Origin of the sequence: Aminobacter aganoensis (genome assembly GCF_014206975.1) — a bacterium.
Lineage (GTDB): Bacteria > Pseudomonadota > Alphaproteobacteria > Rhizobiales > Rhizobiaceae > Aminobacter > Aminobacter aganoensis.
The window spans coordinates 13,373-40,032 of record NZ_JACHOU010000021.1 but is presented as its reverse complement, the minus strand read 5'-3'; the positions used below and the strand labels follow the sequence as shown (position 1 = coordinate 40,032).

The window sequence follows — 26,660 nt, the reverse complement described above, 5'->3', positions numbered from 1 at the left end:
GCGCCAGAAGCGGCGGGCAGCGTCGAGGCGCAACTCGAAGGCGTCATCGAGCGGCAGAGAGATGGCATTGACGTCGGTTTTGGCTTGATGGCCGTCGAAAACAAGGTCGTGCGCGCCATCGGCGGGCCAGCGCGCGAGGGATCGGCCAATGTCGGCCGCGCGTTGGATGTCGCCGGCGTTGGAAAGATCGACGGCAGGCGGCCTCGGGGCATCCGGATCGGTCAGCCTGGTCGCGCGCAGAACGCGAGGAAAGGCCTTCTCTGACCAGACGATCTGCTCGGGTGCAGGCGGTCCGTCATCTCCGGCGACGAAATCGCAATCCCCACCGTTCGACGAACTCGGATGTGCCTACCAGCTCGCCGCGCCGCGCTTTGACGCGTTCCAGCAGCGCCTGGCATTCGGCGACGAACTCGTCGTTGCGCAGCAAATATTCGATGGCGAAGTCGGTCGGCTCGTAGCTCAGCATGTCCGCCCAGGCTTCGGGATCGCTCCAGTCGCGCCGCTGCGACATGGCAATCGTCCTTTCCACGACCGCCCGCCCACCATTCGAGCAAGCTTCCGTGAAGGCGAGGAAAAGTGGAGTCGGTGAGTCAGCAACCTGATTTGCAAAGAAGACAGGCCGGTCGCTTACCTGTAACGATCAGTGGGGCGCGCCGCCGGAAACGATGTAGCTATAGCCCTTCTTCGTCATCCAATGCGCTCGGGCGAGATGGGTTTCCCAGGCGCGGTAAGCGCGCTCGGGCTCCTTCTCCGGATCGATGTGCAGGACGATCTTGGCGACCTCTCGCCAGTCGGCATTGTCGATCTCGGCTTGCAGCAGACGCAGATAGGTCAGCAGCCGCTCCTCGTCGTATCCAGTCAAGATCGGCGATGTCGGCGCCTCGTCGGCAACATCAGGGTCGAGCAGCGGCACGCGCAGCAAGGCGGCCTCCAGTGGCAGTAAGCCAAGATGAAATGCTCGATCGATGGAAAATTATTGCACCAAACGAGCGTCGGACTTTCTGTATTGAGGCATTCATTGCACTTCATACGACGTTAGAGGCCTGTATTGACTGTCCCAATCAGTGGCTCGCGAGACGATGAAGCTGGGGGCAGCACCGGCGCAAATATAGCATATCGACACACGAATAGGAACGATGATTCCTAGAACGATCGTTCCCATGCTGGTTCCCCTCTTGTCATGGATCTCAAGGAGATCATGGCGAGAAATCTGCGTCAGGCACGCCATGACAAGACGCTGACGCAAGAGGAACTGGCCCATCGCGCGGGCCTCAGCATGCGATACGTCGGCGCAATCGAACGGGGCGACGTGTCGGCCAGCGTGACCGTGCTTGGCCAAATCGCAGATGCGCTCGGGATGGAGCCCGGCGAGCTGGTGAAGCGGCCGGAGGCTTCGGGACGACGGAAACGTTAGCTGCGATCTCGTCATATCCGCGGATGTCTGGTCAGCGGGCTTCGCGACGGCTACGTCGTGAAAGGGAGCCGCTAACCAGATTTTCTGGTTATCTGAAATTCCATTTAATTGAACTGCCGGTTTCGTCAAGGGCCGGCAGGGATGCAGAAGACACTTCGTTCACCGAGGCATGTGCGTCTCGTCCAGTTGATCGTGGACAAGCGCAAGGAGGCAGGCTTGAGCCAGGCCGATCTTGCGGAAGCGATAGACCGATACCAATCCGTCGTTGCGGCAATCGAATCTGGCGGTAGACGGATCGACGTCATCGAGTTTCTTGACCTGGCGGAGACGATCGGCTTCGACCCACATGAACTACTGCGGGACGTCGCCACTATCGCCCCGTCTCAGAAAAGAAAGAAATCAAGGACGCTGTCCATCACGTAATCCCGTTATGTCGGCAGTCGCACCATAACGTAAGATAGGAATCGGCCGGCCCGCCGTTCTTGCAGGCCGTGCTCGATTGCGGCATGGAGCTTCGCTACGACTTCAAATCCTTAGCCGGGAGGGACGCTCATGACAGATGAAGCCACGCGCAACGACAGCTCGGGTGCGGTCGCGCTCGCGTCCGATATCGTCGTGGCCTACGTCTCGAACAATTCGGTGCCTCGCGCCGAGCTGCCGGCGCTGATCGCCGACATTCACGCGGCGATCCAACGGCTGCGCACCGGCGCAACGCCTGTACCGGACGAAACGCGCTCCCCTGCGGTGCCGATCAAGAAGTCGGTGACGGCCGACTACATCGTCTGCTTGGAGGACGGGAAGAAGTTCAAATCGCTGAAGCGGCACCTTTCCACCCACTACAATCTCAGCCCCGACGAATACCGCCAGAAGTGGAGCCTGCCGCTCGACTATCCGATGGTGGCGCCGGCCTATGCGGCGGCGAGGTCCTCGCTGGCCAAGAGCATGGGACTTGGCCGCAAGCGCGCGGCGCAGGCACCCGCTCCGGTCGTTGCCGAAAAGCCGAAGCGCCCGCCGGCATCTCGGGCGGCGGCCCCAGCGGCAAAAGCGCGAACGGCAAAGTCGGCCGCGAAGCCGACGCGCAGGAAAAAGGCGGACGCCTGAACGGCCGACATTCGGCCCGTCGATTTCATTTCGTGCGTGGCCGCATGATGTCGGTCGCAATCATGGTGGTCCTCGCATTGCGAGCCGGGCGAAGCCCGGCGAGCGCGGCCGTGCCGGGCATTGACGCGACGGCACAAGATATCGGAGCCGAATGCCGCGCGGCGGGAAATCCAGCCGCGCGGCTTCGGTGGTTATGCCGCCTTTTCAAGCAAGGCCTTGGCCTTGCCCTCAAGCTCAAGCCGGCTGTCCTGATTGGTCTTGTCTCGCGCATGGGCGGTGATGCCCTGCACGAAATCGAAGATGCTTGCGGGCGGATGTCCTTCCTCGGAAAGCACGGTCTCAATGATCTTCGCAGTCTCGGCCTTGCCGAACCCGCGCTTGCGCAGGAAGCTCTCGCGGTCTTCGTCGGTGCGGGCGACGATCTTCTCCCGCGCCGCCTTGATGCCGGCCACGAATGGGGCGGGCGAGGAATTGGCGAAGCTGGTCAGCGCCGGGGCCGCTTCGTGCGCGAAGCGCTGTGCCGCGAACTTCGAGTGCCGGATGGTGATTTCCTCGAAATTTTCGCAGCCCCACAGATTGCGATTCATGCACACGGCGCGCAGGTAGAAGCTCGCAATTCCAAGGGTCTTGCTGCCTACCTCGCTGTTCCATGCGTAGAAGCCGCGAAAGTACAAATCGGGCTCGCCGTTCGGCAGGCATCCGGCCTCGATGGGGTGCGTGTCGTCGACCAAGAACAGGAAAACGTCGCGGTCGCTGGCGTAGAGCGTGGTGGTGTCCTTGGTGATGTCCACGAACGGATTGTGCGTCATGGCCGCCCAATCCAGAACGCCGGGAACCTTCCACATGGTATCGCCGGTGCCATTTCCGGCGATCTTCATGACGGCGGCGACAAGCTCGTGATCCCAGATGCGGCCATAGTCCGGGCCGGTCACGGCGCTAAGCTCAATGCGGCCATCGTCCGTTTCCAGCGTCTTGACAAGCTCGGCACGGTGCGACAGCAGGCCATGCTGCAGGTTGATGCCTGCCAGCGGCGCGGGAAGCTGGCGCATATAGGATGCCGGCGCGCCGACAAGGCTGCACAACTGGCCGAAGCTCCAATGCGTCGGCGCAATCGGCTGCTCCTGTCCGGGGACGATAAGCGAAAGCCTCTCCGCATCCTCCCGGCTCGCCTCGACGCGCATTGCTCGGCTTTCCACTGTGCGGGCCGTGGCGCGATCCGCGCGCGCCTTCACGCCGTCGTAAAGCTCGCTGAGCGACAGATAACGCTCGTCATCGGGTCGCGAAAACCATTCCGACGAAACACGCCCGATGCGCTCGCCGCGCGAGATGTCCACGCGGAAACCGCTGCTGACTGCCGGCTGCTGGTTCTGCCTGGTGCTGATGATGTTCATTGTCCTTGTCTCCTTTTCCGTTAATGCCGGAGGCATGTCCCCGACATGCCTCCCGGGGGCGCGTGAGCGCGCGGGGATGGGAGGGGACAAATGCCGGCGAGCATGGCCGGCCTGCATGGTGAGCGGGGCGGATTGGAATCATGGAAGAGACAGCGGTTGTTTCCCGCTTTGCGAGGCTGCGGGCCTGCCAGTGCGCAGGCGGCATTTGTGGGGAGAAAGGGGTAAGACCCCTTGGCTTCCCACTGATCGGCAAGGCGTCAGCCGCAGCCGATCATGACAAAAGCGAGCGAAGCTCTCCGTATTCTCTGATGGCGGCGGCGGGCATGAGCATGGAAGAGCCCCGCTTTCGCGGGGCTCCGCCTGTGGCCTGTCCTAGTTGACGGCGCGGCGGCGCGACCAGATCAGCGCCAGATCCCCGGTCTCCGTCTCGACCAGGCTCGCATAGATCGGAGCGGGGAAGCTCGGATCGTCGAGCTTGACGGAGAGGTAGGCGTTACCCTTGTCGGACTGCTTCTTCCAGGCGGCTCCGAACTCAGTGGCGCCCGCGAAGATGCGGAAGTCGGGGCCGCCGTTCTGGTTTTCGCCCTCGACCGGCGTGAACTTCACCGCCTTGACGTTGAGCGTGAGGGTCTTGACCGAGCCAGCGAAGCCGATGTCGGTGCGGGAGAAAGTGCCGATAGTGGCCATGACGTGGTTTCCTTCTGCTGATCGGATCGCGCCCATCGCGATCTCGATGATGGGTCAATGACCGGGGACGGTCGGCCCGCACCCTTCAGGGCCGGAACAAGGTGGAGGGCGGCCGGCGACAGCTTTTTTGCTTCGCGATGCAAAGCCGAAGGCGGCGGAAAAAAGCTGGCTGCGGACGTTGCGGGTTCAAGAGCGAGGCGGCGCTTGCGTCGCCGGTCTTCGGTCAGACCTGATCAATCGAGATCGCGATGGGCGTGGTCTGGTCAGCGGACAAGGAGGAAACCGCGTCATGGCTGCTGTCGATCAGCGCTTTCCTTTTCCCGGGCCGATATCGGCTTTGCTGTTCCTTGCGGGCAAGGCACTCGGCCTCAGCGCCAAGACGATGCAGTTCCCTGCCCTCCGAGGGCGACAACCAGAACGGCGGTCCCGGCTTGCGCATGTTTGCCCCCTGATGCGCCACCGTGTTCGGGGCTGCGTGGACGATGCTGGCCGTGTTGACAAGGGCAATGCCTGGCTCTCTGCCTTGGCAAGCTGGACGATCCGAGCTTTGCCGCTCCGATCTATGCGGGCGTGATCGAGACGGGGAGCGAGGATGTGTTTCAGCCGATCTGGTCGCGCCGCCGCGCTGTCAACTAGGACAGGCTATCGGCCGAGGGTCGCGGAAGCGCTGGCTTTTCTAGGCGAAATGTCCGTCGCCGCCATCCCTTGCGTTAGCGATCGTGACCGAAGTCGAAAACCCGCTGGGCTTCGTGAGTCGCCGAAGGCGGCGAGTAGAGCGCGGCCCGAAGGGAACGCCCGAAATCCACGCTAGACCACCAACCACTGCATTCCAGAGCTATGGCATGGCGACAACGATTCACCGATCCTGATCGGAGATTGACGGATTGGCCAGCCGCGCCAGCGCCGAACAGCCGACGAATATACCGCCCGCAACGCAGAAGATTTGCCGCCAGATTTCTGAGGGAACGGCCTCGCGCGTGACGCCATGCAGGAGGGCATAGCCCGCCACGGCGGCGGGTGCGGCGAAGATCAGAGCGACGGCCACACGCAAGATCGGGGCGCGCAACGTGGCGAACAGGAACGCAAGAATGCCGAACGCCGCCACGCCCGCAAAGAATCCGACGATGCCCGCGCCGATCCATCCGGCTCCGGTGGCGTAGGCGAAGAGCACCGTCTCGAGCGCCAGCATGAACGGCACGGCGTAGGTGGCAAGTCGGTAGGCGAGGACGCACAACATGATCAGCAGCGGCACGGTCAGAAGAATAACGGCGATCATCATGCGCCTCCATCGGTATCGATCCGGCGCGTCGGGCCGACGACGCGCCGGATCTTGTTTTAGGTGACGATCATCCCGGCATGCCGGGCGATCTTGGCGTATATGCTCAAGCGATGCTCGGCCTCGAAATAGAGGTCGCGTTCGACCGGCAGGCCAAGCTTGCCGCGCACGTCTTCTATTTCGCTCAGCATCAGATAGCCCAACTCCGGGCTACCCAAGCCGGGATCACACAGGCCGTACAGCCTGATGTCCGCGCCTTCGGGATAGGCTTCGGTGATGAGCCATGTCGCGGACAGATCGGGCGTGAACAGCTTCACGACCGGGAACGGATCGAAGCCGTCCTGAACCTCGGCGGTGCGACCGTTTTCGATGAGGCGGTCGAGCAGATCGTCAGGGATAAGGGGTTCCGTGCGGAGAAAGCGCCGTGTCATGACACCGCCTCCCGTTCCGGCTCGTTGACCCGGTAGCGGACGCGGAAGGCGGCGATGGCTCCGGTCTGTCGCGCCAGCTTGCGGGAGAGCGCGTCGATCTCGCCGCGCCGCTCGAAACGGATCGCGGCGAGGTTTTCCTGAAAAATCCGCTCATCGGTGAGCGTCCACATGCTGTTGGAGCGCCGATGCCTGCTTTGCCGGGATTTGGCTTGGCTGGTCACCGTCATGCGCTCGGCGCGGGTAGCGATCTGCCGGTCTACGATGGCAAGGTGACGCTCGGGTTCGGCGCGCGCCGCCTCCATGCGGGCCAGCCTCGCCCGCTGCTCGACATAGCTTCTCATGGTTCTGGTTCCTGCTGTGGTGTGGTCGAGGTCCCCGGCCGCGCTGGCGCGGCCGGAAAATCCTCGATGATGTCGAAAGGCTGGCCGGAACCGCCAAAGCGGTTCCGGCCGTGGCGGTTTACTCAGCTGCGTGCTGGAAGGCTTCACCGTCCATGGCCTCGCCACCATCTTCGGCGTCGGCGTCGGGGTCTGGACCGACAGGGGCCGTCTCCGGGTCAGCGGGTGCGTCAGCGTCGGGGTCCGGGGTGTCCGGTGCCGTCTCGTCGGCGTCCGGCGCATCCGGGTCGGCAGCTTCGGCGTCAGGGTCCGGCGTCTCGGGGGCCATTACCTCCGGGTCGACGGGCTCCTCTGCTCCCGCCTGCGGCGCGTCCAGCCAAGCGGGCCTCTCTGTGCGCAGCAGCGGCGGGAGCCAGCCAGTTCCGGCAAGAAGCTGCTCGGCGGCTTCCGCCATCGGCTGCTTCTTCATGGAGGCGATGCGATCCGCCGCCTCGTCGTCAACGGCTTCGCGCACGGCGGCGACGATATGGGCCTTGGTGACGCGACCGAGATAAGTCCGCACCGTGGGCGTCCAGTGCGCCGTCATGTCGAGCGCGACCGCCGTCGCCAGCCTGTCCGCCGTCTCATGAGCGCGCGGCTTGCGCTCCCAAGGCAGCTTCACCGCATTGACGGTCAGCGAGGCGCAATGCGCGAACAGCGCCATGACGCTCGCCTGATCCAGACCGGCAATGAAGCCCCACAGGTCCGCGACGTTGCGCGGCATGTCAGCCGCCCATCCGCCATGACGGTCCTCCAACGCCTTCGCCGCCGCCGTGTCCGCGATGCCGTCCGCGTGTCCGCCGAGGCTGGCGCTGACGGGACGGATTTCGAAGCAATGGGCGTCCTCGCCGCGATAAAAGGTCTGCGCCGCGAGTGTGTGCGTGACGGCGATCAAGGCCATATCCGGCTGCTGGCCGAGCGCGAGGCGCAGGCCAAGCGTCCGGTAAGCGGTGAGGTCTCGGATGAGAAGGTCGGACAGCGGCTTGCCGACTTCCTCCCCTTCCTCGTCCTCGGCGTCGAGTTCGGAAACATGGTTGCCGTCCTCGTCATATTCGCCGTCCTCGATGACTTCGCCGTCGCCATTGACGCGAACGCCGTCGATGACGGTTTCACCGTTATCCGCCTCGTCGGGTTCCGGGGCCTCGTCTTCGGGTCGGATGAAACCGCGCTCGATGCGGGCTTCCCCGTCATGGGACAAGACAACGAACACACCACCGTGCGCGATGTCGTCGGGATCGTAGGCATGGCGCTTGGCGTCGATGCGCTCGATCTCGGCTTCAAGCTCCGCGAAACGCTCGTCCACATCGGGCGGCAGGTCGTCGTCCGTGCCTTCCCAATCCGCAGTAAGGCGGTCGTATTCGTCCTTGGCTGCGGCATAGGCGGCTTCGTCGTCCTCGGACAGGTCCACGGGCTGCGGATAGGCACGACGCATGCCGTTGCCGTGCGGATAGTCGATATGGACGTCCGACCACTTCCAGCCTTCGGCTTCCTGCACCTGCCGCGCGGTCCTCTCCAGCTTCTCGATGACAAGCTGGTCGAGCAGCGCGGCGTCCTCGTAGAAGCCGCCACGGTCCTCCGTGAACAGGTCACGGATGATCGTGCCGCCGGCCTCGGTGTAGGCTTCCGGCCCTATGAAAATAGCGCGCCGGTCCGTCGCCGCCACGTTGGTCTTGGTCAGGTCGCGGCGGATGATCCACGGCTCCTTGTTGTAGCCGAGACCGTCATAGACTTGCTCCTGCCGGGCATGATCCTCGGTGATGGCGAAGGCCATAAGCTGGTCGAGGGTCAAACCGCCGTCGCGATAGACCTGCATCAGCTTCGGGCTGACAGCGCCAAGCCGAAGCCGCTGCTTCACGACATGCGCCGACACGCCGAAGCGGGCGCCGATTTCTTCCGCTCCGCATCCGCGATTTACCGATAGCTCGCGGAACGCCTCGAACTGATCGGCAGGCGACATCGCCGTGCGCGTGACGTTCTCGTCCAGGCTGATCTCGAACGGGTCGTTGGCCGTGTCGATGACGCAGCGGATGGCTTCCGTCTTCTTGATCTCCTTGCGCTTGGCGCGCAGAAGCTGGGCCAGCCTGCGGCCTTCGCCGATAGTGACGAGGTAGGAGCCGGTCGGCTTTCCCTCGCCATCAAGCTCCGGCTCCACAACGAGGTTCTGGAACATGCCCTTTGCGGCGATGCTGGCTGCATAGGCTTCGATCTCCGCCTCGGTGTGCGGGGTCTTCCGCGCATTCCGGGGCGACTTCTTCAGCTTGTTGAGCGGGATGAAAACCGTCTCGCCGCTCGCGGGAGCCGCTGCCGTTTCCGCCGCTGCAACAGCTTCCGTCGCCGTTTCTCCGACGGTGCGGATTTCCGCATCCGCAACCGCTTCCACCGTCGCGGCCGTGGCGGCCTTCGCGTTCTTCGATGTCCTTGCCATTGTCCTGATCCTTTCTCTCGTAAATGCCGGAGGCATGTCCCCGACATGCCTCCCGGGGGCGCGTGAGCGCGCGGCAGAGAGGGGGGCCATTGCCGGCGAGCAGGGCTGGGCTGCGCGCCGAGCGAGGCGGATCGGATCAGTGTAGAAGGGGACGCCTTGCGAGCGGGCGGCCCCGCCCTTGCGCAGGCGGCGATGGCGGGGGAGAGATGGCCAAGACCATCTCTCCCCCGATCTCTGTGATTTTACCTGTCGCTACGGAATTGGTCAGAGACCGCTTCTAACCAGCCGAGTCGGCTGAGCGCGGCAGCTGATCGGCGTTGAAGCCTCTCCGCCGCTAAGCGTTGTCGGTACTTAGCGTCTTCGCATCGAAGACGCTGTTATTCTCGCTCAACAGGAACATTCCAAGAACACTCTGGACATCAGCCGTCCATGGCGCCATCATGGCGCCATGGACGAATCAATAAATTCTCAGGAGTCCGCACGTTGGATCGGATCAACCTTCGTCTTTCTGCGGAAACGTTTCGCGCTGTAGACGAGGCGCGTGGAAGACGCGCGGGCAACGTTTCTCGCAACACCTGGATAGCGGAGGCGATCGAAGAGAAGCTTGCTCGCGAATCTGCGCAACCGCGGGTCGATGAAGTCGGACAGGCGGCAAATGCCTAGCTTCTATGAATTCTTCGCCGGCGGCGGAATGGCCCGTGCAGGACTTGGTCGGAATTGGACATGTCTGTTCGCCAACGACTTCGATCATAAGAAAGGGCTCACGTATCAGGTGAATTGGGGAACGGGCGGCGAGCTGAAAGTTGGTGACGTCAACGCCATCAAGCCGACCGATCTGCCGGGAGTCGCCGATCTAATCTGGGGATCGTTTCCGTGCCAGGACTTGTCGCTTGCAGGCGGCGGCGCAGGCCTGAAAGGAGAGCGATCCGGGACGTTTTATCCATTCTGGAAGGTGATTGAGGGTCTGGTCGAAGACGGACGAGCGCCGAAGATCATCGCGCTTGAGAACGTTGTCGGCACACTTACGTCGCATGGTGGTGGGGATTTTGACGCGATCTGCCGGACATTCGCAGATGCCGGATACCGCTTTGGCGCGTTGGTCGTGAACGCAGCGCTCTTCGTCCCGCAGTCGCGACCGCGATTATTTGTGATCGGGGTCCATGCAGATGTTGAGATCGATCCCTGTCTGCTTGCGCCCGAACCGCTAGAGCCCTTCCACACGAAGGGGCTCTGTCGCGCGGTTGATGGCCTATCGGACGCCGCGCGTGATAAACTCCTGTGGTGGAATATTCCGACTCCTCCTCATCGGAATACAACCTTCGCCGATCTAATCGAAGAGAACCCGACAGGCGTCGCCTGGCACACTCCTGCCGAGACCAAGCGCCTGCTCGCGATGATGTCGGCGACAAATCTCGCCAAGGTGAACGCAGCCAAGAGGGCCGAGCGACGGATGGTCGGCGGGATCTACAAGCGCACGCGTCTCGATGAGAACGGCGTCAAAGTTCAACGAGCCGAAGTCCGCTTTGACGACATTGCTGGGTGTCTTCGGACGCCGGCCGGAGGATCGAGCAGACAGACCATCATCGTCGTGGACGGCTCGACCATACGTTCGCGGCTGATTTCATCGCGGGAGACGGCTCGGCTGATGGGGTTAAATGACGACTACAAGCTGCCCAAGAATTACAACGAGGCCTATCATCTGACCGGAGACGGCGTCGCGGTTCCGGTCGTTCGTCATTTGACGCACCATATCCTTGAGCCGCTGCTAGGCCTAACGGCGAATGAAGGTCGAGAAGCTGCATGAGCGTAATCCCCTGCGAGCAAAACAAGGGATTGCGGGACCAGATCGAGCGGTTCGCAGAGGTTCTCAAAACGGAAGCGCACCGGCTTGGAAACCATGGTCTGGATGAGCGCGATTTTTATAATTCGGGGCTTTTCCGGGGGGCCGTCGAGCGAGTTCGAGGACAATTCTCGGCGACGATGCGCGGCAAGCGCGAGTTCGCGCAACACGCCCTGAATCATATGGAGGACGGTGGGTTCATCGCGGGGTGGGATCTTACGGACGACGCTAATCGTAACGACTATATTGTCCGCCTGAACAGCGGCCGAACCGCTGTCATCGATCTCAAAGGCTGCCTGGACGGCAACAACACCAACATTTTTGAACGCCCGGCAAGCGCCGACGAGTTCATTATCTGGAGCATTTGCTCAAATCCAGGGGCGGACCCTCGCCGCAACGCCTGGTCCGGCATCCATACCCGGTTGAGCGCCGAGATGATCTCGCGCAATCAACGGGTGGACGGCGTGGTGCTTTGGGACATGGTCTGCGGTACGATCGGGCGGCCGTGTCCCAAGCTTTCGAATCCCAGCCGCGCGACTGACCTTGGTCCGTTCCGCACTCCGCCGCCGTGCATTTATCTGCTACCCGCGACCATACCTTCGCTCGCAGAACCTCATGTTGTCGCGCAGGGCCTCGCCAACGTCGAATTGCTCGCGGCGTTTCACGCCTGCTTCCATGGACAGGACAATGAGATTTATCAGGTCGATTTCAGTGTCTCCCAGAGCGGAGACCAGTTGATGCGGCAAACTACTGTTCGCCGCGCGGCCGGGGTGGCGCAGATCTCAGAGATGACCGCGCTTCGCCGGGTCTAGAAAGAGACGCCATGACGACCGCACAACGAGCAATCCTGACCGCGTTCGACGATCAGCATATCGGTTTGTCGAAGGGGTCGCTTTCGCTTGTTCTAATCCTGACGCGCAACGCGAAGTCAAAGACCTTTCCGTTGGATAAGGCCGAGTTCGTGACGTCCAGAGGCGGTCAGGTCGCTGGTTTGGGTGGGCCTGCCGTCAAGAGAATCCTCAACGACCACGGCGTCGAGCGCATTCTTTCGAACGAAGGCGGACGAACCAGCCGCGGGAACATGGAGCGCATGAGCGCGTATGTCGATGTGATGAACGAGCTCGCGTCACGCGATGAACTCGATCTCGAAGCGGCGGAGCGGTATTGGGTCGAGCGCGCGTTGGCGTATTTCGACGCACTTCCCTTCACGTTCAAGCTCGACCCATCCCGTTCCCTTCGCGCTTGCGTCCGCGATCTCCTGGCCCAAGCCGTCGAACGGCAGCGCGAGGTCAAAGGAACCATGTATGCGGGCGCGGTCATGCAGCACCTGGTCGGTGCGAAGCTCGACACGATCACGAAGGGCCTAGTCACGCACCACGGCTTCTCCGTCGCGGACGCCCCGTCCAACCGCTCCGGTGACTTTCTGATCGGCGACGTCGCCATCCATGTCACGACAGCTCCGGGCGAGGCGCTGATCCGGAAATGCCAAGGAAACCTCTCTTCCGGTCTCCGCCCGCTGATCGTGACCACCGAGGACGGTGTCGGCGGCGCGAAGGCTTTATCCAAGCAGGCGGGCGTGGATGACCGCGTCGACGTGATCGAAATTGAGCAATTCATAGCGACGAACGTCTACGAATGGAGCGTCTTTCAGCGCGATGCGCGCCCGGCGACCATCAAAGACATTATCGATCGCTACAACAAAATCGTCGCCGAATGCGAAAGCGATCCGAGTCTTAGGATCGAATTTGAGGGATGACCGTCGATCCTATTCGTTCCCGTATGATGCGAGCGGTGAAATCGAAAAACACCGCTCCCGAAATGATCGTGCGCAAGATTGTCCATCGGATGGGATACAGGTTCCGGCTCCATCGAAAGAATCTTCCAGGCCATCCTGACTTGGTATTCCCCTCACGACGGCTGGCGTTGTTCGTGCATGGTTGCTTCTGGCACGGTCATGACTGCGCGCGCGGCGCGCGAAGCCCAAAGACCAATGCCCAGTATTGGGCGCAAAAGATCGAACGCAATCGAAAGCGTGACGCCGCGACGCTAGAGGCGCTGTCACAGGAAGGTTGGCGAAGTTGCGTCGTCTGGGAATGTGAATTGCGCGAGCAAGAGCAGCTTCGCACAAAGCTCGGCGACCTGTTGATGTCCGCCTCGACAACGAAAGGCAAGGGTCGATGCCGGCTGACATGGTGATCAGCCGCTTCATGAAGGAGCTCCGGATCGCAGTGCCGACCCAATTCACGCGGGAGGGCTCAAGCGATCCCAACATCCGCAACCGCCAACTACCGCCATACCGACATGTGTTTCATGCGCTTTGCCTGTTTGAACATTCGAACGGGTATCGTCTTCCGCGCTACGAACGTTTCAAGCGTTCCTATCTGCTCGCGCTCGATAACCATCCTCGGTATCGGCGCCAAAAAGAGGAGTTCTGCCCTGGCGGACATCCTTCTCCCGGGCTCCTGCACCGCATCGGAGGATGGTATCTCGACGGGCTCGCCCATACTCATCTCTATTGCACGCTTGTGCAGGCTTACGAAGAACAGCGGCGCGTCGGCGCGGTCATGATGGACGCCCGCGTCGACGCCAAACTGAAAACCGATATCGCGATCGTCACGCCGGACAAGTCCGTGCGCGTGGACATTCGCTTTGGAGATGGCTTCCGTCAAAGCCGCATCCTAGCGCAGCGGGCCAAGGCTGAGGCGGTTGCCAAGACCCGAAATTCGTCCAGTTCCCAACTAGGAAATCCATTCTTCGAACAGAGCAAGACGGCGGTGATCTTACATGACGAGATGGTGTTGGACGCCAAAACCGGGGTGCCGTTGTTCAAGCCTCTGGCGATCGACCGTCTCCTGACCGATATCGATCGGCATCTTGGTCTGGCTCCTGAGCAAGCTATTTTCTACGAGGCGATGAAAAATCTGAGTATGTCCGAGTTGCAGCGTGACGCTGGGCAGCTTGGCGCGCCTTGAGCCACTCAGTTTCAGTGTTTCAGGATCGAGCGACTTAAATCAATTCGACACTCGAGAGTTGGCTGCCACGCGGCCTAGTCACCCTCCGCGACGGGATCGCATTGCAAGATGCGATGAAGGCAGCCATGGGCAGGAGGTGTGGTACATCGGAAATGACAGGATAGCGATTCGCGGGGACTATAGTGGGCAAGAAGAAGAATGTCGCCACCGGCGATGCAATCCGGACGCCTCCCATGGAGACCGACGAACTTCGCAAGGGCATCGAGGCATTCTTTCGCACGATACAATATCCTGACAGCAATGGCGTCGATCGAAACGTCGGCGGTTACAAGTGGGGTGTCTATGCGTTCTACGACTACGACAAGGAACCGATCTATGTCGGCCAGACAAAGGAAAAGTTGAGCGGCCGTGTTCGCCGCCATATGACGAACCAGCGTACCGACGCCGTGGCCATGTCGGTGCTTGATCCTTTTGAAGTCGCCGAGATTGAAGTCTGGCCGTTGCCGCAGTTCGAAGGGATCAATAGTAAGCACCCCGATTATAAGAAGACAAAAGACTATCTCGATGCGCTTGAGCATCTGGTCCTTACAAGACTTCGCAACGAGAGCCGCTTCAAAGCTATCTTGAACGAGAAGGATCCTCCTACGCCCAAGGTAGCTGTCGTCGAACCCGAGAGACGGCGAGGCACAATTGTCTCCGATCAGGTTCGAGCGCTGCGGGAGCACCCGGACACTCGTCTCGCGCGTCGAGCTTTAATTGTCTCAAAGTTGGCTCAGGTTATTTCAGAGCGCGAACTGAAGCACACTGGTCTCCGCCGCGTGCTGCTAACCCAGGCCAAACGCTTACAATGGTTAGCCGAGCGGCGGTTCGTAAGTCTTGGTGGGGATGCTTCGGTGGAAGCAGGGCCGGAGAATGACGACGAAATCTTCGTCGGCGAAGCTTAGCTCGCAGATCCGCCCGCGGCTCGGATGCCTAAAGACAACGCCAACTATTGGCGCGCCAAGATCGCTCAGAATGTCGGGCGTCGTGCCCGCAATAGGCGGCCCTGCTCGAGGCGGGCGGGACGTCCGACAGTGTGGGATTCCAGATAGGCACTTTTCTCAGCGCGGAATTATAGCCCGCGGGTACAAGGGCGAAACGGATTGCATCGCGGCAGCCTTCTTCGAATTGCATGCTTCGCACAGCAACTGCAGATTTGTGACATCGTTCGCTCCGAAGCGAGCCAATGGGACGATGTGATCGTAACGTTCGGTCTCCATTTGATTCACGGTTGCAGCCAAACTCCGCTTGCACTCACGGCATTCGCCCTTGTCGCGATGAAAGATAGCGCGCCGTGCCCACATCGGGATCGCCACTCGTTTAAGCTGCCCAGTCCTGGTTGTGAGTTCAGCGCCGAAACCTGACGTCTCGATATGGCCGGAGCAAAGCCTGTTGAAAGTTTGCAGGAAGCCGACGTCGTTGAACAGAACGTGAAACACCTCGTCGGCCAACTCTTCGAGAGCATTGTGGTATCGATCAGACTCTGCGGTGAAGTCGTAGAAGGAGTCTTCGTCCTCGAGATCATTGGGGGAAAATGGCACTCGATAGGTCGACAGGAATTTCCGCAAGAACCGAGGCTTGTCCTCGTCGAGCCGTTCAACCTCTTCCTCAACTATCTGTCGGATAATCGCTTCTAGGAAATGATGCAGGTTTGTGAAGCGATGGAACGGGCGCATGAGCATCATTGTCTGAGCATCGCCAAGGACATCCTCGATGCCTCGCAGGTACGAGCCGGATTCGTTCACGATGTTGAAGACTGCGTTGGCGAAATAGTAGACGCTGAAACCTCTCGCTTCGTAGTAAAATTTCCGCTTGTCGGCCATGTTGCCCTCCAGACTGGGCAGTTCCCTGCCAATTGATCAGGCAGCTAAGCGGCGACCTTTGTCGCAAACACGCAGGGCTCCGCGTCGGTGGGTGCGGCGAACAGGGGCCACCAGAACTTGTGTGCGGTCCAACCGAGATCTCGGCCGCCTTCCTGCTGGAGCAGGATCAGCGCCGGCTTCGACCGCGGTTCGTCCAGCACTTTTTTGCGGAGCGCGGTACCAAGGATCGAACGGCCGGACTTGTCGCCCGATCCGGACCGTGAGAGTTTCCTTCCCGTCTCGACCCAGAGCAGGATCTTACCATCGCCGCCCTGCGCCACATCGGCGTAATAGTCTATCAGACCGCGCATCGCGTCCCACTCGAACTCAACCGTGTCAAATTCCATGCTTTGCTGGATGGCGTCGATGATGGCCAGGGCGATCTTGCGGTCAACCAAAACGAAGTCGTCGATGCTCCGCCACTCAGGCTTGATCAACCGATCAAGCTCCGTCTGGATCTTCGTCATGACCGCACCGCCCTTGGTCTGAAAGTCGCTGGGTAGGAGCATGTCGTTGGGTGACACAGCGACCACATCGCTGAGCAGAATCTTGTTCGGTGCGCATGGGCGAACGCGACGGGCGGCGTCCGACTGGATGAACACCACTCCGGCGTCGTGAGCACCGGTTTCGAACGCGTTGCGCAGCGAATTCTCAAGGGCATTGATTGTGTAGAGCCGGTCATAGACGGCACGCGAGGTATAGAAGCGCGTGACAGCCAGATCGCGCCGGTCGCGATTGCCGTACATGCGCGAGTGCTGGAGCACTGTATCCGCCTGCATCGTCTTGGGATTTCGGCCATAATAAAAGGAGATCAGGTTCGGGATCGTGATGCCGCGATCGAGAATGTTGCCACCAACCCATATGTTGTAGGGCGTGCGCAGTTTGAGCTCGGCATTAGCATCCAGCAAAGCCATGACGTCGGTGTCGGAGTTTACCTTCTCGACCACTACGTCATCGCTCTGCAAGGCATCGATGAAGGCGTCGAAAGCTTCGTCGCGCGGCGGCATGCGTCCCTTGTCCGCAAGCACAGAAGTCTCGAGATCGTCGAAAGCCCCGTCGAACAGCGGACGCAACCGATCGGGATCGTTCTCTGCGGCATCGACAATGGCGCTAAAAATCCAATCGATCACCTGATCCTGCCACGCGTGGGCAGCGCGCTGGATATCATTGTGGATCACCATCGCGTACTTCTTCGGCCGGTCTCCGGCCTCACGCTGCTGCCACTGCCGAACGCCGACCGCCACGACAAAGGTGATGATCGCGCGGCGCAAACCAATGACATTGTCGCTTTCGAGGACATTGTTGGAGCTGATGCGTCGCTTGTCGGCTCGACGGAGCGCGTCCTGTTCCTGCTCGGTGACTTCCACGATCAGCTTCGACCGCGGATCATCTGTGTCGAAGGGGCCAAAATAGTCGTCTCCGCCGACGTAGCCGGAATGGATCGGCAGGAGCTTAGTGAAGGCAGGGCGCTTAGGCTTGAACACGTAGCTCGAACTGTTGTTCGTGGCGTCGTCATAGCCTTCCGGCTGGAGGTAGAGAGAGTAGGGCGTTGCTGTAACCTGTAAAAAGGCGATTCCCTGGGTTTTGTCGCGAAGCTTATCGATCTGATCGGCGATGGTGCCTTGATTGATGTTCGGATCGCCGGTCTTGCGGACGAAGCGGACACTGGCCAGATCGGCCTCGTCGTCGACCAGCAGCACTTTGCGATCATGCAAGTCCTCATGAGCGTCGATGAACTCGATGAGGCGGTCAAGATTCCGCGCCTGCTTCTTGGCTACTATCACGACTTTCCGGCGCAGCTCGCTGCGGCGCAGGGTGCCGGGAAGGTTCATGATGTCGACCACCAGGAACTCATCGTCCTCGATGAATTCCTTGAAGTCCGCCTCAAGTCGGCGAACCGTCTGGGCCGAGAGCGTTTTGGTGCCTTTGGTCAGCACGACGGCCATATCGAAGCCGCGGTCGAAGGCGCGTGCGATGACCCCGACGAAACCGCGTGTCTTCCCTGACTGGATCTTACCGAGAAGCATGCCCGGCTTGTCCCCTGTGGTCGACGCGGTTTCGAGCTCGGTGACGATTTCCTCAATGCGTTCCGAAAGTGCATCGTCGTCATTACGGAAGCTTTTGAGACGTGCATAGTACGACGACGAAGCGCCGAGCGATCCTAGCTTGCGATTGTTGCGCTTGAGCCAAGCCCGAATTTGTGTCCGGCGAAAGACTGGGCCTGAAGCCAGCTCTTTCAACGGCTGCGGGAAGTCGGACGAGCGCACTCGCCAGTTGGCCACGGCTTGAGTGGTCACTTCCGCCATCGCCGCGATTTCGTTGATGCCTACTAAATCGTTGTCCATATCAACCGCCTGTGAGCATTTGTCACACTGTGAGTATCACTCACATGATATTTGTCAACACCTGTGACGCCCTTTTCTGGTGCGTACGCCTCGTATCGCGTCCCAGTGGTTCAGCAAGATTTCCCGCATCATGAGTCTGGGTCGCCGGGGCAACCAAACAGGGCTGATCGGTTCGCTTTCCGCTCACCCATGCCAATGAGATCGATCCCGAGGACGTGAAACGCAGCCCGATGGCTTCAGGGGCCGCCGAGGCCACGGTTGGACCGCAGTGCCCAAAGGTGCGCCGCATGACTCGCGCAGCGAGACGCCTCGCCTAACGCGATGGAGACCTTCGATGGCGGTCTGATTCCCAACAGACGGATGGCCCGAGCGCCGTGGATGATTAGAGCGATTGACCACCTCCAATCCCATTTTTTGTGAACTAACCTTACGCTACAATTAAAGTGGGCTTTGTAGTCAAAAAGTGAGTCCTCATGGCAACGCTGCAGGCGAAAATTGCAGAGTAATTTCTTTCGTCGCTCGCGGAAGGCAAGGAAGTCGATCCCGAGAAGATCGAACAAATCCGAAAATTGCTGGCCGACGCCAAGAAACCGAAGGCTGATGATTTTGTGAAAATCTTTACGGCCCCGATTGGCGGTGAAGTGAAGTGATTAAACTCGAAACCGCCCACATCGAAGAGGTCCGTGGAATCCGCAAGCTTGATATCGACTTTGGGAAAGGGACCTTCGCGATCTCTGGTCCGAACGGCTCCGGCAAAAGCGGTGTCATCGACGCGATCGAATTCGGGCTCACCGGAGAGATAGGCCGCCTCACTGGACGGGGCACCAAGGGCCTCTCGGTTTCAGAGCACGGCCCTCATGTCGACAAGGTCAAGTTCCCGGACGCCGCCTTTGTGGAATTGAAGGTTTTCATCCCAGCGCTTGGCAAGTCGGCAACGCTCACGCGGAAAGTCTCCGCGCCCAGCAAACCCAAGATTGTGCCGGCCGATTCCGATGTGAAGGCAGCGCTCGCCGAAATTGCCGATCATCCTGAAGTCACGCTCGCCCGGCGCGACATTCTGCGTTTCATTCTCGTCGAGCCGACAAAGCGCTCCGAGGAAATCCAAGCGATCCTAAAGCTGGAGGAAATCGGGCAAACGCGCGCAGCGCTCAACACGGCGCAGAACAAGCTTCAGACTGCCCACAAGTCCGCATCGAATCTTGTTCAGTCGAGCCGAGATACATTGCAGCGCCACCTGCAAATCGCGACCTCCGGAGCGAGCGAGCTGCTGGCCGCTGTCAATCCAAAGCGCGAAGCGCTCGGCCTTCCGAAACTTGAAAAGCTGACATCCGACACGCAGTTGGATGCGGGCCTGTCGGATGCCGACAAGCTCCCCGAGTTCAATAAGCAATCCGTGCTGCGTGACCTGAAGGCGACGTCAGATGTGCTCGGCAAGCTTGCGGACTCGGCAAAGGATGATGCCACTGCCATCCTCGCGGGTATCGCGACGCTCGAAGGTGATCCGGCTCTGCTTCGGGCGCTACAACGCCGTTCACTGGTCGAGAAAGGCCTTGACCTGGTCGACGGCCCCGAGTGCCCGCTTTGCGATCATCCATGGCCGGATGAGGACCATCTGCTTGGTCATCTCAAGGCGAAGCTCGCAAAATCCGAGGATGCAGGCACGCTTCAGACCTCTCTCCTCAAGAGTGGAGCTGCGATCGCCCAGCACGCGGACACCCTGTTGGGCCTGCTCAGAAATGCTCTCAGGATCGCAAAGGCTGAAGGCGATGCTGTCTGTGCCGAGCTCATAACCGCTTGGGGAACGGATCTGCAGCAGCTGAAGGGGCAGCTTTCCAATTTCGATGGGCTGATCGGTTTGAAGGATCGCCTGGCGGATGGATGGTCCAGAATGCCCACGGAATTCCCTTCCAAGCTTGCCGAGCTGGAAGCCAAAGTTCAGGCGAAGCCTGATCAAAGCGCGGCCATCGAAGCGCAGACATTCCTCACGACAGCGCAGCTCCGGCTTAATGACTACCGCGACGCCATGCGGAAGAACGAGGCGGCGAAGGTTGCCAGCACCTCTGGGAAGGCGGCCTACGATACCTATTGCCGCGCCATGGAAGACGAGTTGAATGCGCTCTATGAGGCTGTTCAGGACGATTTCAGCACTTTCTACCGCCTGATCAACGAGGGCGATGAGGTGAAGTTCACCGCGAAGCTGACGCCGAGCGAAGGGCGGCTCGATTTCGACGTGAACTTCTATGAGCGTGGCCTTTTTCCACCCGGAGCCTACCACAGCGAAGGGCATCAGGACGGCATGGGGGTGTGTCTCTACCTCGCCCTGATGAAACGCATGTTTGGAAAGAACTTCACCATCGCCCTACTGGATGATGTCGTCATGTCGGTCGACTCGGGGCATCGCTATCAGTTCTGCAAGCTGTTGAAGACGCACTTTCCCGACACGCAATTTATCATCACAACCCACGATCGCCTCTGGGCGGAACAGATGAGATCGGCCGGGCTTGTCACCGCGAAGACCTCGCTGGCGTTTCATAGCTGGACGGTGGACACAGGTCCGCTTGTCGAGTCGAACGCCGATATCTGGGATGAGATCGCGGCCGCTCTCGCCAAGGGAAAAGTCGAGACGGCCGCTCATGGGCTGCGTCATCACTTGGAGTATGCGTCACGTCATCTCGCGGACCAACTTGGCGCGCGTCCAGTCTTCCGGGCTGACGGCAACTATGAGCTGGGCGAACTCCTGCCCAGCGTCCTCTCGCGCGTCAAAGACCTGTACGGGAAGGCTGCGGATGTGGCGCAGTCATGGGGCAATGTCATCGCAAAGGAAGCAGCGTTGGAACGTAAGACCACGCTCTCCGGTTCGAGCGGTGCAAGCAATGTCGAGCAATGGGCTGTCAACAAGGCGGTGCACTACAATGAGTGGGCCAACTTTGGAAAGAAAGATTTCGAGCCTGTTGTCACAGCGTTCAAGGAACTGCTGGAGTGCCTGCGCTGCAAGGACTGTCAGTCTTGGCTTTATGTCACGCCTCGCGGCGGCAGCCCGGAATCTCTACGTTGCCAATGTACTGCCGTAAACCTGAATCTCAAGGTGAAACAGAAGTGACCCGATCGCCACGCTACCCCGAAATGAGAACCTAGTGACAGTATGACCAGATTGGACCTCTGACTCGATCCCTCGGTGCGCTTAGATCATCGACGAGACACAGGCAGCGCAAGTATCCTATTTGTAGGTCAGAGCAGTTCGTTGCCGACTGGGTCGGCAATTGGACTTCCATTTTTGACGCTGAGCCGCATCATTCGCTCCAGGTCCAATTTGATCTGGTGATTGCTATGACCGGAACAGCGGATGCTGGGAACCAAAATCCGCAACAGGCGCGGGAGAAGAAGCTTGCCGCGCCAGATGGCGACGACGCGCCGTCGGACTCTTATGCCTCTTTGCGCACGGCCATGAAGCGAACCGTGCGGCGACCCGAACTTCGCATGATCGTGCCACTGGCCGACACGACCATCTACGAAATGGAGCAGCGCGGCGAATTTCCGCGGCGCTTCTACCTGACGTCGCGCTGCGTGGTCTGGGATCTGGCGGAGGTCGAAGCCTGGATCGAGGAGCGCCGGCAAGCGTCAGATGCCGAGCGGATCAAGTGCGCACCGGCGCCGGACGTGCGCAAGCGCAGAACACGGCCGGTTCGAGGATAGCTGCAGCCACGGAAAACTGCGCCGCGCGGCAGCTCCTCCGACGACATTAAGTCGGGCGCGCCCGCCGACAACCCGTTTTTCGCAATCCGGGATCGGATCACGCGGCCTCCGAAGCTGACGGATGCATCGAGGGTGGATAGAGCACCGGCGTCCTTCTCTGGCCAGCAACCCAAGCGTCGATCATGTTCGCCCACTCCTGCAGCATATGGCGTCGCTGCTGCTCATATTCGGCCTTGTTGTAGACGCTGCGGGACGAACGTCGCTCCTCGTGAGCGAGGCACTTCTCGATCCAGTCGCTGTTGAAGCCAAGCTCGTGGAGCAAGGTCGAGCCGGTCCGGCGCAGATCGTGAACCGTGAACGGTTGCAGCGCGAGACCCTTCTTTTTCGCCCGCTCGATGATGGCCATGGTGATGCGGTTGAACGTAGCTTTCGACATCGTCTCGTCTGCATCGTAGCGCGACGGCAGTACGTAGCGCGAGTTCGCAGCGCAGGTCTTGAGCGCGATCATGATGTCGAGCGACTGCTGCGACAGATAGACGTTGTGGGGCTTGCCGCGTTTCATGCGCTCCTTCGGGATGCTCCACACCGCATTCTCGAAATCGACCTCGTCCCAGGTCGCCTCCAGAAGTTCGCTTTTCCGCACCATTGTCAGCAGGATCAGCCTCAACCCGAGACGGATGGTGGGCAGCGTCGGCACATGCTCCAGTTCCTGGAGCATGATGCGGATCTCGGTCGGCGTGAGCGCGCGGTCCCTGGCGACGAAGGTTGCGATCGAGGCGGGGGCTACGTCATCGGTCGGGTTGCCTATCTTCTCGCCGTGGAGAATCGCGAAACCGTAGACCTGTTTGACGATATCGCGGACATGGATGGCAGTAGCCGGCGCGCCGCGATCCTTCACCTTGTGACAGAGCGTCCGCACATCCTCGGGTGTGATTTCGGTCAGCAACCGGTTCTTCCATGTCGGCAGGATGTCGCGGTCAAAGATTGTCTTCCGCATGGATCGCGTGCTCTCGGCCATGCGCGCCTCTTTCAGCCAGCGCCTGCCGACCTCCTTGAAGCTCGACGCAGGTGTCAGGCGCCGCTTCTTGCGTTGCTTATCGAGAGCCGGGGATTGCCCTTCGGCCACCAGCTTCCTCGCAGCCGTGCATCGGTCTCTGGCTTCGGACAGGCCAATGCCGTCCAGGCCGTAGCGCCCGATGGTCAACGTCTCGCGGCGATCGTTGAGACGATAGTCATAGCGGAAGGTAATCAACCCCGAGGGCGCGACGACAACGTACATACCGTCACGATCCGACAGCTTGTACAATTTGTCTTTTGGTTTCAGCTTCTTAAGAGCGAGATCGGTCAGCATCGGAAAGGCCTTTCGACGTCAAGCACCCCGTCGAATGGCCTATTTTTACCGTCACGCGAAATACCGTCAACCAATTATTATTTCACTTCAATATCAGCATGTTAGCTTCTAAATCGACGCGCTGCTTGGTGTTGCAGCGCTGACGGTATTTGGAAAGCGGCTCGTTGACGAAAATCCAAATACCGTCAGCAATACCGTCAAATGGTCGCGCTTTGGGACGATAGGCCGCGATAGATGGCGAGACCTTTTTATTTTATTTTCAATGAGATAGGTTGGTTTAGCGATTGACCGCGAAACGCCCTGAAGGACGCCGGGTCACTCCCACTCGATCGTGCCGGGCGGCTTGGAGGTGACGTCGTAGACGACGCGGTTGATGCCGCGGACTTCGTTGATGATGCGGGTCGCGGCCTGGCCGAGGAAATTCATGTCGTAGTGGTAGAAGTCGGCGGTCATGCCGTCGACGGAGGTCACCGCGCGCAGCGCGCAGACGAACTCGTAGGTGCGGCCGTCGCCCATGACGCCGACGGTCTGGACCGGCAGCAGCACGGCGAAGGCCTGCCAGATAGCGTCGTAGAGGCCGGCCTTGCGGATCTCGTCGAGATAGATGGCGTCGGCCTGGCGCAGGATGTCGAGCTTTTCGCGCGTCACGCCGCCGGGGCAGCGGATGGCGAGACCGGGCCCGGGGAACGGATGGCGGCCGATGAAGCTGTCGGGCAGGCCGAGCTCACGTCCGAGCACGCGGACCTCGTCCTTGAACAGCTCGCGCAGCGGCTCGACCAGCTTCATGTTCATGCGGTCGGGCAGTCCGCCGACATTGTGGTGCGACTTGATCGTGACCGAAGGGCCGCCGGTGAAGGAGACGCTCTCGATGACGTCCGGATAGAGCGTGCCCTGGGCGAGGAAATCGGCGCCGCCGAGCTTCTTGGCCTCTTCCTCGAACACCTCGATGAACAGGCGGCCGATGGTCTTGCGCTTGGTCTCCGGGTCGGCCTCGCCTTCGAGCGCACCGATGAAACGATCGGCGGCATCGACCAGGATCAGCGGCAAATTGTAGTGCTCGCGGAACATGGCGACGACGTCGGCCGCCTCGTTCTGCCGCATCAGGCCGTGGTCGACGAGGATGCAGGTGAGCTGGTCGCCGACCGCCTCGTGGATGAGGAGTGCCGCGACGGAGGAATCGACGCCGCCCGAAAGCGCGCAGATGACCTTCTTGTCGCCGACCTGCTGGCGGATCGCCTCGACCGCATGCGCGCGATAGGCATGCATGGTCCAGTCGCTCTCGATGCCGGCGATCTTGTGGACGAAGTTGCGCAGCAGCTTGGCGCCGTCCGGCGTGTGCACGACCTCGGGGTGGAACTGCACGGCGTAGAAATTGCGGGCCTCGTCGGCGATCGCCGCAAATGGGGCGCCGCTGGAGGTGCCGATGACGCGGAAACCGGCGGGGATGGCCGTGACGCGATCGCCGTGGCTCATCCAGACCTGGTGACGGGTGCCCTTGGCCCAGACGCCGTCGAACAGGGCGCTGTCGTCCTCGATCTCGAGATAGGCGCGGCCGAACTCGCGATGGTGGCCGGCCTCGACCTTGCCGCCGAGCTGGGCGCACATGGTCTGCTCGCCGTAGCAGATGCCGAGCACCGGGATGCCGGCCTCGAAGACGGCGTCAGGAGCGCGCGGGCTGCCGATGTCGACGGTGGAATGCGGGCTGCCGGAGAGGATCACCGCCTTGGGATTGATCCGCTTGAAGGCCTCGGCGGCCGACTGGAAGGGAACGATCTCGGAATAGACCCCGGCCTCGCGGACGCGACGCGCGATGAGCTGCGTCACCTGGCTGCCGAAGTCGATGATGAGGACGGTTTCAGGGTGCTCGGAGTTCTTCATGGCGGGCGTTTAAAGAAAGATTCGAGTCTGTGCAATGGGCTGGATTGCATGGCTGGCAGGCAGCGCGTGCAATGGCTGCCCAACATTCCAGCGCCAATCACCTGCCCTGCGGTTCGGCAAGCCCGCGCAGGGCTGCCATCAACGCGGCGAAAGGCCCCTCGCCCAAACGCTCGCGGTAACGCTTCTCGATGTCGAGCTTGATGCGGTCGCCGTCGTCGAGCGCTTCAAGCCCCTTGCGGGTGTAGATGACCAGCTTGCCGCGCCTGTCGCCGGGATCGGCGGCGCGCTCGATCACGCCCTCGGCCTCCAGGCCGTCAAGAAGCTGCTGCACGGCCTGCTTGGAAATGCCGGCACGCTCGATCAGCGCCGCCTGTTTGGCGCCGCGGCGGGGTATGTGGCCGAGGAGCCCGGCACGGCTCTCGCTGAACCAGCCATGGCCGGCAGCGCGCATCGCCTCGGCAAACTCGGCCTGCCAGGCACGGCTCGCCTGCCACAGGCGCCAGCCGACGTGGTCGGGCAATGCGCCCGCACCAGTTTCGTCAAGTTGCTTGACCATTTTTCCAATCGCGCCTATCGTCAAGAAGCTTGACTATATTGGTAAAGGAAGGAACCGAAGATGGCAATTCTCGACCAGGCCTCGCTGAAGGTGCTGATTGGGGGCACGACCCATGTGCTCGATCGCAACGGCAAGGAGGCGTACGTCTATTTCGAAACCGGCGACCAGGCGCACATGCTGCTCGACGACGGCGAGACGCGGCAAGGCACCTGGGCGCTCGCCGAAGGCGGCTACGTCGTCGATTGGGACAATGGCGCCGTCGGGCGCTGGACGCTCGACCACGAGGCAGGATCGGTCAGCTATGTGAACCGGGACAACGATGCCAGGGTGAGGCTCGCCGGCATCCTGTTCGGCAATGCCAAGGGCCTGCCGCGCAGAGAAAACTAGAGCTTCAATTCGCCGCTGGAGATCGCCTCGCCGAGACGCTGGACGGCGTGGGCCAGCTTCTCGTCGACGACGTGGAGGTATTCGGTCCAGTCGTCGACATGGCTGATGTCGCTGGCGCCATCGGAGATGCCGCGCAGGCCGACGAGCGGCACGCCGAAGACCTGGCAGGCGCGCAATACGGCAAAGGTCTCCATGTCGACCATGTCTTCCGCGATGGCGTCGTAGGCGGCGCCCGAAATGATGGTGCTGCCCGTCGACAGGCTGGCCTGCCGCACATCGGGAATGCGCAGCGGCAGCTCCAGGGTGGCGGGAAGGTCGAGGAACGGCGTCCGCCCCTTCTCGAAGCCCATGGCGGTCGCGTCCATGTCGCGGAAACAGACCGACGTCACCTGGTAGACCTCGGTCTGTTCAAGCCGGCGGCTGCCGGCGGATCCAAGGCAGACGACGAGATCGGGGAGATAGTTGGAAGCGGCGAGCAAGGCCAGTTCGGCGCCCACCCTGACGCCGGCCTCGACCGGGCCGACGCCGGTCATCAGCGGCGTGAACAGCTTTTGCAGATGCGGGCCGTATTCGGCCTCGGCGGCCATGACGAACAGCACGTTGCGGCCAGCGAATTGCGTCATGCCCGGCATGGC

29 protein-coding genes and 1 pseudogene are annotated in these 26,660 nt (G+C 61.0%); 15 read left to right on the top strand and 15 right to left on the bottom strand.

Annotated features, from left to right (window positions below; genetic code table 11):
- The first annotated feature begins 87 nt into the window (after positions 1 to 87).
- Positions 88 to 264 (top strand): hypothetical protein, encoded by a 177-nt coding sequence (locus tag GGR00_RS28700; RefSeq protein WP_184701874.1) that lies wholly within the window; start codon positions 88 to 90, stop codon positions 262 to 264.
- 31 nt (positions 265 to 295) lie between these two features.
- Here the strand turns inward: GGR00_RS28700 and GGR00_RS24735 are convergent, their stop codons facing one another.
- Positions 296 to 511 carry a transcriptional regulator domain-containing protein gene (locus GGR00_RS24735; protein WP_184701871.1) on the bottom strand — a complete coding sequence of 72 codons (216 nt, stop codon included), beginning with the start codon at positions 509 to 511 and terminating at the stop codon, positions 296 to 298.
- Between the two features lie 129 nt (positions 512 to 640).
- Entirely contained in the window at positions 641 to 919 is a 279-nt protein-coding gene (locus GGR00_RS24730; protein ID WP_184701955.1) for a DUF2285 domain-containing protein, read from the bottom strand.
- 261 nt (positions 920 to 1,180) lie between these two features.
- Between GGR00_RS24730 and GGR00_RS24725 the strand changes: the two genes are divergently transcribed.
- From GGR00_RS24725 to GGR00_RS24715, 3 genes are all read left to right on the top strand, one after another.
- Positions 1,181 to 1,414, top strand: a complete 234-nt coding sequence (locus GGR00_RS24725) for a helix-turn-helix domain-containing protein (RefSeq protein ID WP_184701869.1) — start codon at positions 1,181 to 1,183, stop codon at positions 1,412 to 1,414.
- 141 nt (positions 1,415 to 1,555) lie between these two features.
- Entirely contained in the window at positions 1,556 to 1,837 is a 282-nt protein-coding gene (locus tag GGR00_RS24720) for a helix-turn-helix domain-containing protein (protein ID WP_184701867.1), read from the top strand.
- A 129-nt stretch (positions 1,838 to 1,966) separates the two neighbouring features.
- The gene (locus tag GGR00_RS24715; protein WP_184701865.1) at positions 1,967 to 2,515 is read left to right on the top strand and encodes a Ros/MucR family transcriptional regulator; all 549 of its coding nucleotides are present in this window, start codon (positions 1,967 to 1,969) and stop codon (positions 2,513 to 2,515) included.
- 191 nt (positions 2,516 to 2,706) lie between these two features.
- Here the strand turns inward: GGR00_RS24715 and GGR00_RS24710 are convergent, their stop codons facing one another.
- The 3 genes from GGR00_RS24710 to GGR00_RS24700 form a co-directional block, all read right to left on the bottom strand.
- Positions 2,707 to 3,906, bottom strand: coding sequence for a DUF932 domain-containing protein (locus GGR00_RS24710; protein ID WP_184701863.1), 1,200 nt, complete (start codon positions 3,904 to 3,906; stop codon positions 2,707 to 2,709).
- Positions 3,907 to 4,278: 372 nt separating this feature from the next.
- Positions 4,279 to 4,593, bottom strand: a complete 315-nt coding sequence (locus GGR00_RS24705) for a DUF736 domain-containing protein (RefSeq protein WP_184701861.1) — start codon at positions 4,591 to 4,593, stop codon at positions 4,279 to 4,281.
- Between the two features lie 223 nt (positions 4,594 to 4,816).
- Complete coding sequence (locus tag GGR00_RS24700) at positions 4,817 to 5,032, bottom strand: hypothetical protein (RefSeq protein WP_184701859.1); 216 nt, start codon at positions 5,030 to 5,032, stop codon at positions 4,817 to 4,819.
- Positions 5,033 to 5,121: 89 nt separating this feature from the next.
- Between GGR00_RS24700 and GGR00_RS24695 the strand changes: the two are divergent.
- Positions 5,122 to 5,229 (top strand): annotated as a pseudogene (locus tag GGR00_RS24695) (DUF736 family protein); the annotation flags it as partial.
- 220 nt (positions 5,230 to 5,449) lie between these two features.
- Here the strand turns inward: GGR00_RS24695 and GGR00_RS24690 are convergent.
- From GGR00_RS24690 to GGR00_RS24675, 4 genes are all read right to left on the bottom strand, one after another.
- Positions 5,450 to 5,869, bottom strand: a complete 420-nt coding sequence (locus GGR00_RS24690; RefSeq protein ID WP_184701951.1) for a hypothetical protein — start codon at positions 5,867 to 5,869, stop codon at positions 5,450 to 5,452.
- Between the two features lie 59 nt (positions 5,870 to 5,928).
- Positions 5,929 to 6,300 carry a DUF2958 domain-containing protein gene (locus tag GGR00_RS24685; RefSeq protein WP_184701857.1) on the bottom strand — a complete coding sequence of 124 codons (372 nt, stop codon included), beginning with the start codon at positions 6,298 to 6,300 and terminating at the stop codon, positions 5,929 to 5,931.
- A complete protein-coding gene (locus GGR00_RS24680) occupies positions 6,297 to 6,641 on the bottom strand; it encodes a PIN domain-containing protein (protein ID WP_184701856.1) in 345 nt (114 codons plus the stop codon). The genes GGR00_RS24685 and GGR00_RS24680 overlap by 4 nt, the downstream gene beginning before the upstream one ends.
- A 118-nt stretch (positions 6,642 to 6,759) precedes the next feature.
- On the bottom strand, positions 6,760 to 9,102 hold the full coding sequence (locus tag GGR00_RS24675) for a ParB/RepB/Spo0J family partition protein (RefSeq protein ID WP_184701854.1): 2,343 nt from the start codon (positions 9,100 to 9,102) through the stop codon (positions 6,760 to 6,762).
- A 483-nt stretch (positions 9,103 to 9,585) separates the two neighbouring features.
- Between GGR00_RS24675 and GGR00_RS24670 the strand changes: the two genes are divergently transcribed.
- From GGR00_RS24670 to GGR00_RS24640, 7 genes are all read left to right on the top strand, one after another.
- Positions 9,586 to 9,765: a hypothetical protein gene (locus GGR00_RS24670; RefSeq protein ID WP_246441623.1), complete on the top strand. Its 180-nt coding sequence runs from the start codon at positions 9,586 to 9,588 to the stop codon at positions 9,763 to 9,765.
- Positions 9,758 to 10,906 (top strand): DNA cytosine methyltransferase, encoded by a 1,149-nt coding sequence (locus tag GGR00_RS24665; RefSeq protein WP_184701850.1) that lies wholly within the window; start codon positions 9,758 to 9,760, stop codon positions 10,904 to 10,906. Before GGR00_RS24670 ends, GGR00_RS24665 begins: the two co-directional genes overlap by 8 nt.
- Positions 10,903 to 11,754, top strand: a complete 852-nt coding sequence (locus tag GGR00_RS24660) for a hypothetical protein (RefSeq protein ID WP_184701848.1) — start codon at positions 10,903 to 10,905, stop codon at positions 11,752 to 11,754. The genes GGR00_RS24665 and GGR00_RS24660 overlap by 4 nt, the downstream gene beginning before the upstream one ends.
- An 11-nt stretch (positions 11,755 to 11,765) precedes the next feature.
- Entirely contained in the window at positions 11,766 to 12,698 is a 933-nt protein-coding gene (locus GGR00_RS24655; protein WP_184701846.1) for a DUF4928 family protein, read from the top strand.
- The gene (locus tag GGR00_RS24650) at positions 12,695 to 13,138 is read left to right on the top strand and encodes a very short patch repair endonuclease (RefSeq protein ID WP_184701844.1); all 444 of its coding nucleotides are present in this window, start codon (positions 12,695 to 12,697) and stop codon (positions 13,136 to 13,138) included. Before GGR00_RS24655 ends, GGR00_RS24650 begins: the two co-directional genes overlap by 4 nt.
- Positions 13,120 to 13,914: a hypothetical protein gene (locus GGR00_RS24645; protein WP_184701841.1), complete on the top strand. Its 795-nt coding sequence runs from the start codon at positions 13,120 to 13,122 to the stop codon at positions 13,912 to 13,914. Before GGR00_RS24650 ends, GGR00_RS24645 begins: the two co-directional genes overlap by 19 nt.
- Positions 13,915 to 14,096: 182 nt before the next feature.
- Entirely contained in the window at positions 14,097 to 14,858 is a 762-nt protein-coding gene (locus tag GGR00_RS24640; protein WP_343065640.1) for a GIY-YIG nuclease family protein, read from the top strand.
- 156 nt (positions 14,859 to 15,014) lie between these two features.
- Here the strand turns inward: GGR00_RS24640 and GGR00_RS24635 are convergent, their stop codons facing one another.
- On the bottom strand, positions 15,015 to 15,776 hold the full coding sequence (locus GGR00_RS24635; protein ID WP_184701839.1) for an HNH endonuclease: 762 nt from the start codon (positions 15,774 to 15,776) through the stop codon (positions 15,015 to 15,017).
- A gap of 44 nt (positions 15,777 to 15,820) precedes the next feature.
- A complete protein-coding gene (locus tag GGR00_RS24630) occupies positions 15,821 to 18,160 on the bottom strand; it encodes a Z1 domain-containing protein (protein WP_184701837.1) in 2,340 nt (779 codons plus the stop codon).
- A gap of 646 nt (positions 18,161 to 18,806) precedes the next feature.
- Here GGR00_RS24630 and GGR00_RS24625 point away from each other — a divergent pair.
- Together GGR00_RS24625 and GGR00_RS24620 are read left to right on the top strand one after the other, a co-directional pair.
- Entirely contained in the window at positions 18,807 to 21,260 is a 2,454-nt protein-coding gene (locus GGR00_RS24625) for an AAA family ATPase (protein ID WP_184701835.1), read from the top strand.
- Between the two features lie 227 nt (positions 21,261 to 21,487).
- Complete coding sequence (locus GGR00_RS24620; RefSeq protein ID WP_425488816.1) at positions 21,488 to 21,853, top strand: helix-turn-helix transcriptional regulator; 366 nt, start codon at positions 21,488 to 21,490, stop codon at positions 21,851 to 21,853.
- Positions 21,854 to 21,950: 97 nt separating this feature from the next.
- Here the strand turns inward: GGR00_RS24620 and GGR00_RS24615 are convergent, their stop codons facing one another.
- From GGR00_RS24615 to GGR00_RS24605, 3 genes are all read right to left on the bottom strand, one after another.
- The gene (locus tag GGR00_RS24615) at positions 21,951 to 23,204 is read right to left on the bottom strand and encodes a tyrosine-type recombinase/integrase (protein WP_184701833.1); all 1,254 of its coding nucleotides are present in this window, start codon (positions 23,202 to 23,204) and stop codon (positions 21,951 to 21,953) included.
- 315 nt (positions 23,205 to 23,519) lie between these two features.
- Positions 23,520 to 25,082, bottom strand: coding sequence for a glutamine-hydrolyzing GMP synthase (gene guaA / locus GGR00_RS24610; protein ID WP_055978128.1), 1,563 nt, complete (start codon positions 25,080 to 25,082; stop codon positions 23,520 to 23,522).
- Between the two features lie 97 nt (positions 25,083 to 25,179).
- A complete protein-coding gene (locus tag GGR00_RS24605) occupies positions 25,180 to 25,638 on the bottom strand; it encodes a MarR family winged helix-turn-helix transcriptional regulator (RefSeq protein ID WP_055978126.1) in 459 nt (152 codons plus the stop codon).
- A gap of 60 nt (positions 25,639 to 25,698) precedes the next feature.
- On the opposite strand from GGR00_RS24605, the gene GGR00_RS24600 reads away from it, so the two are divergent.
- Entirely contained in the window at positions 25,699 to 26,025 is a 327-nt protein-coding gene (locus GGR00_RS24600; RefSeq protein ID WP_055978124.1) for a hypothetical protein, read from the top strand.
- Here GGR00_RS24600 and GGR00_RS24595 read toward each other — a convergent pair.
- The gene (locus GGR00_RS24595) at positions 26,022 to 26,657 is read right to left on the bottom strand and encodes a 5'-methylthioadenosine/S-adenosylhomocysteine nucleosidase (protein WP_055978122.1); all 636 of its coding nucleotides are present in this window, start codon (positions 26,655 to 26,657) and stop codon (positions 26,022 to 26,024) included. The genes GGR00_RS24600 and GGR00_RS24595 overlap by 4 nt on opposite strands.
- Positions 26,658 to 26,660 lie beyond the last annotated feature (3 nt).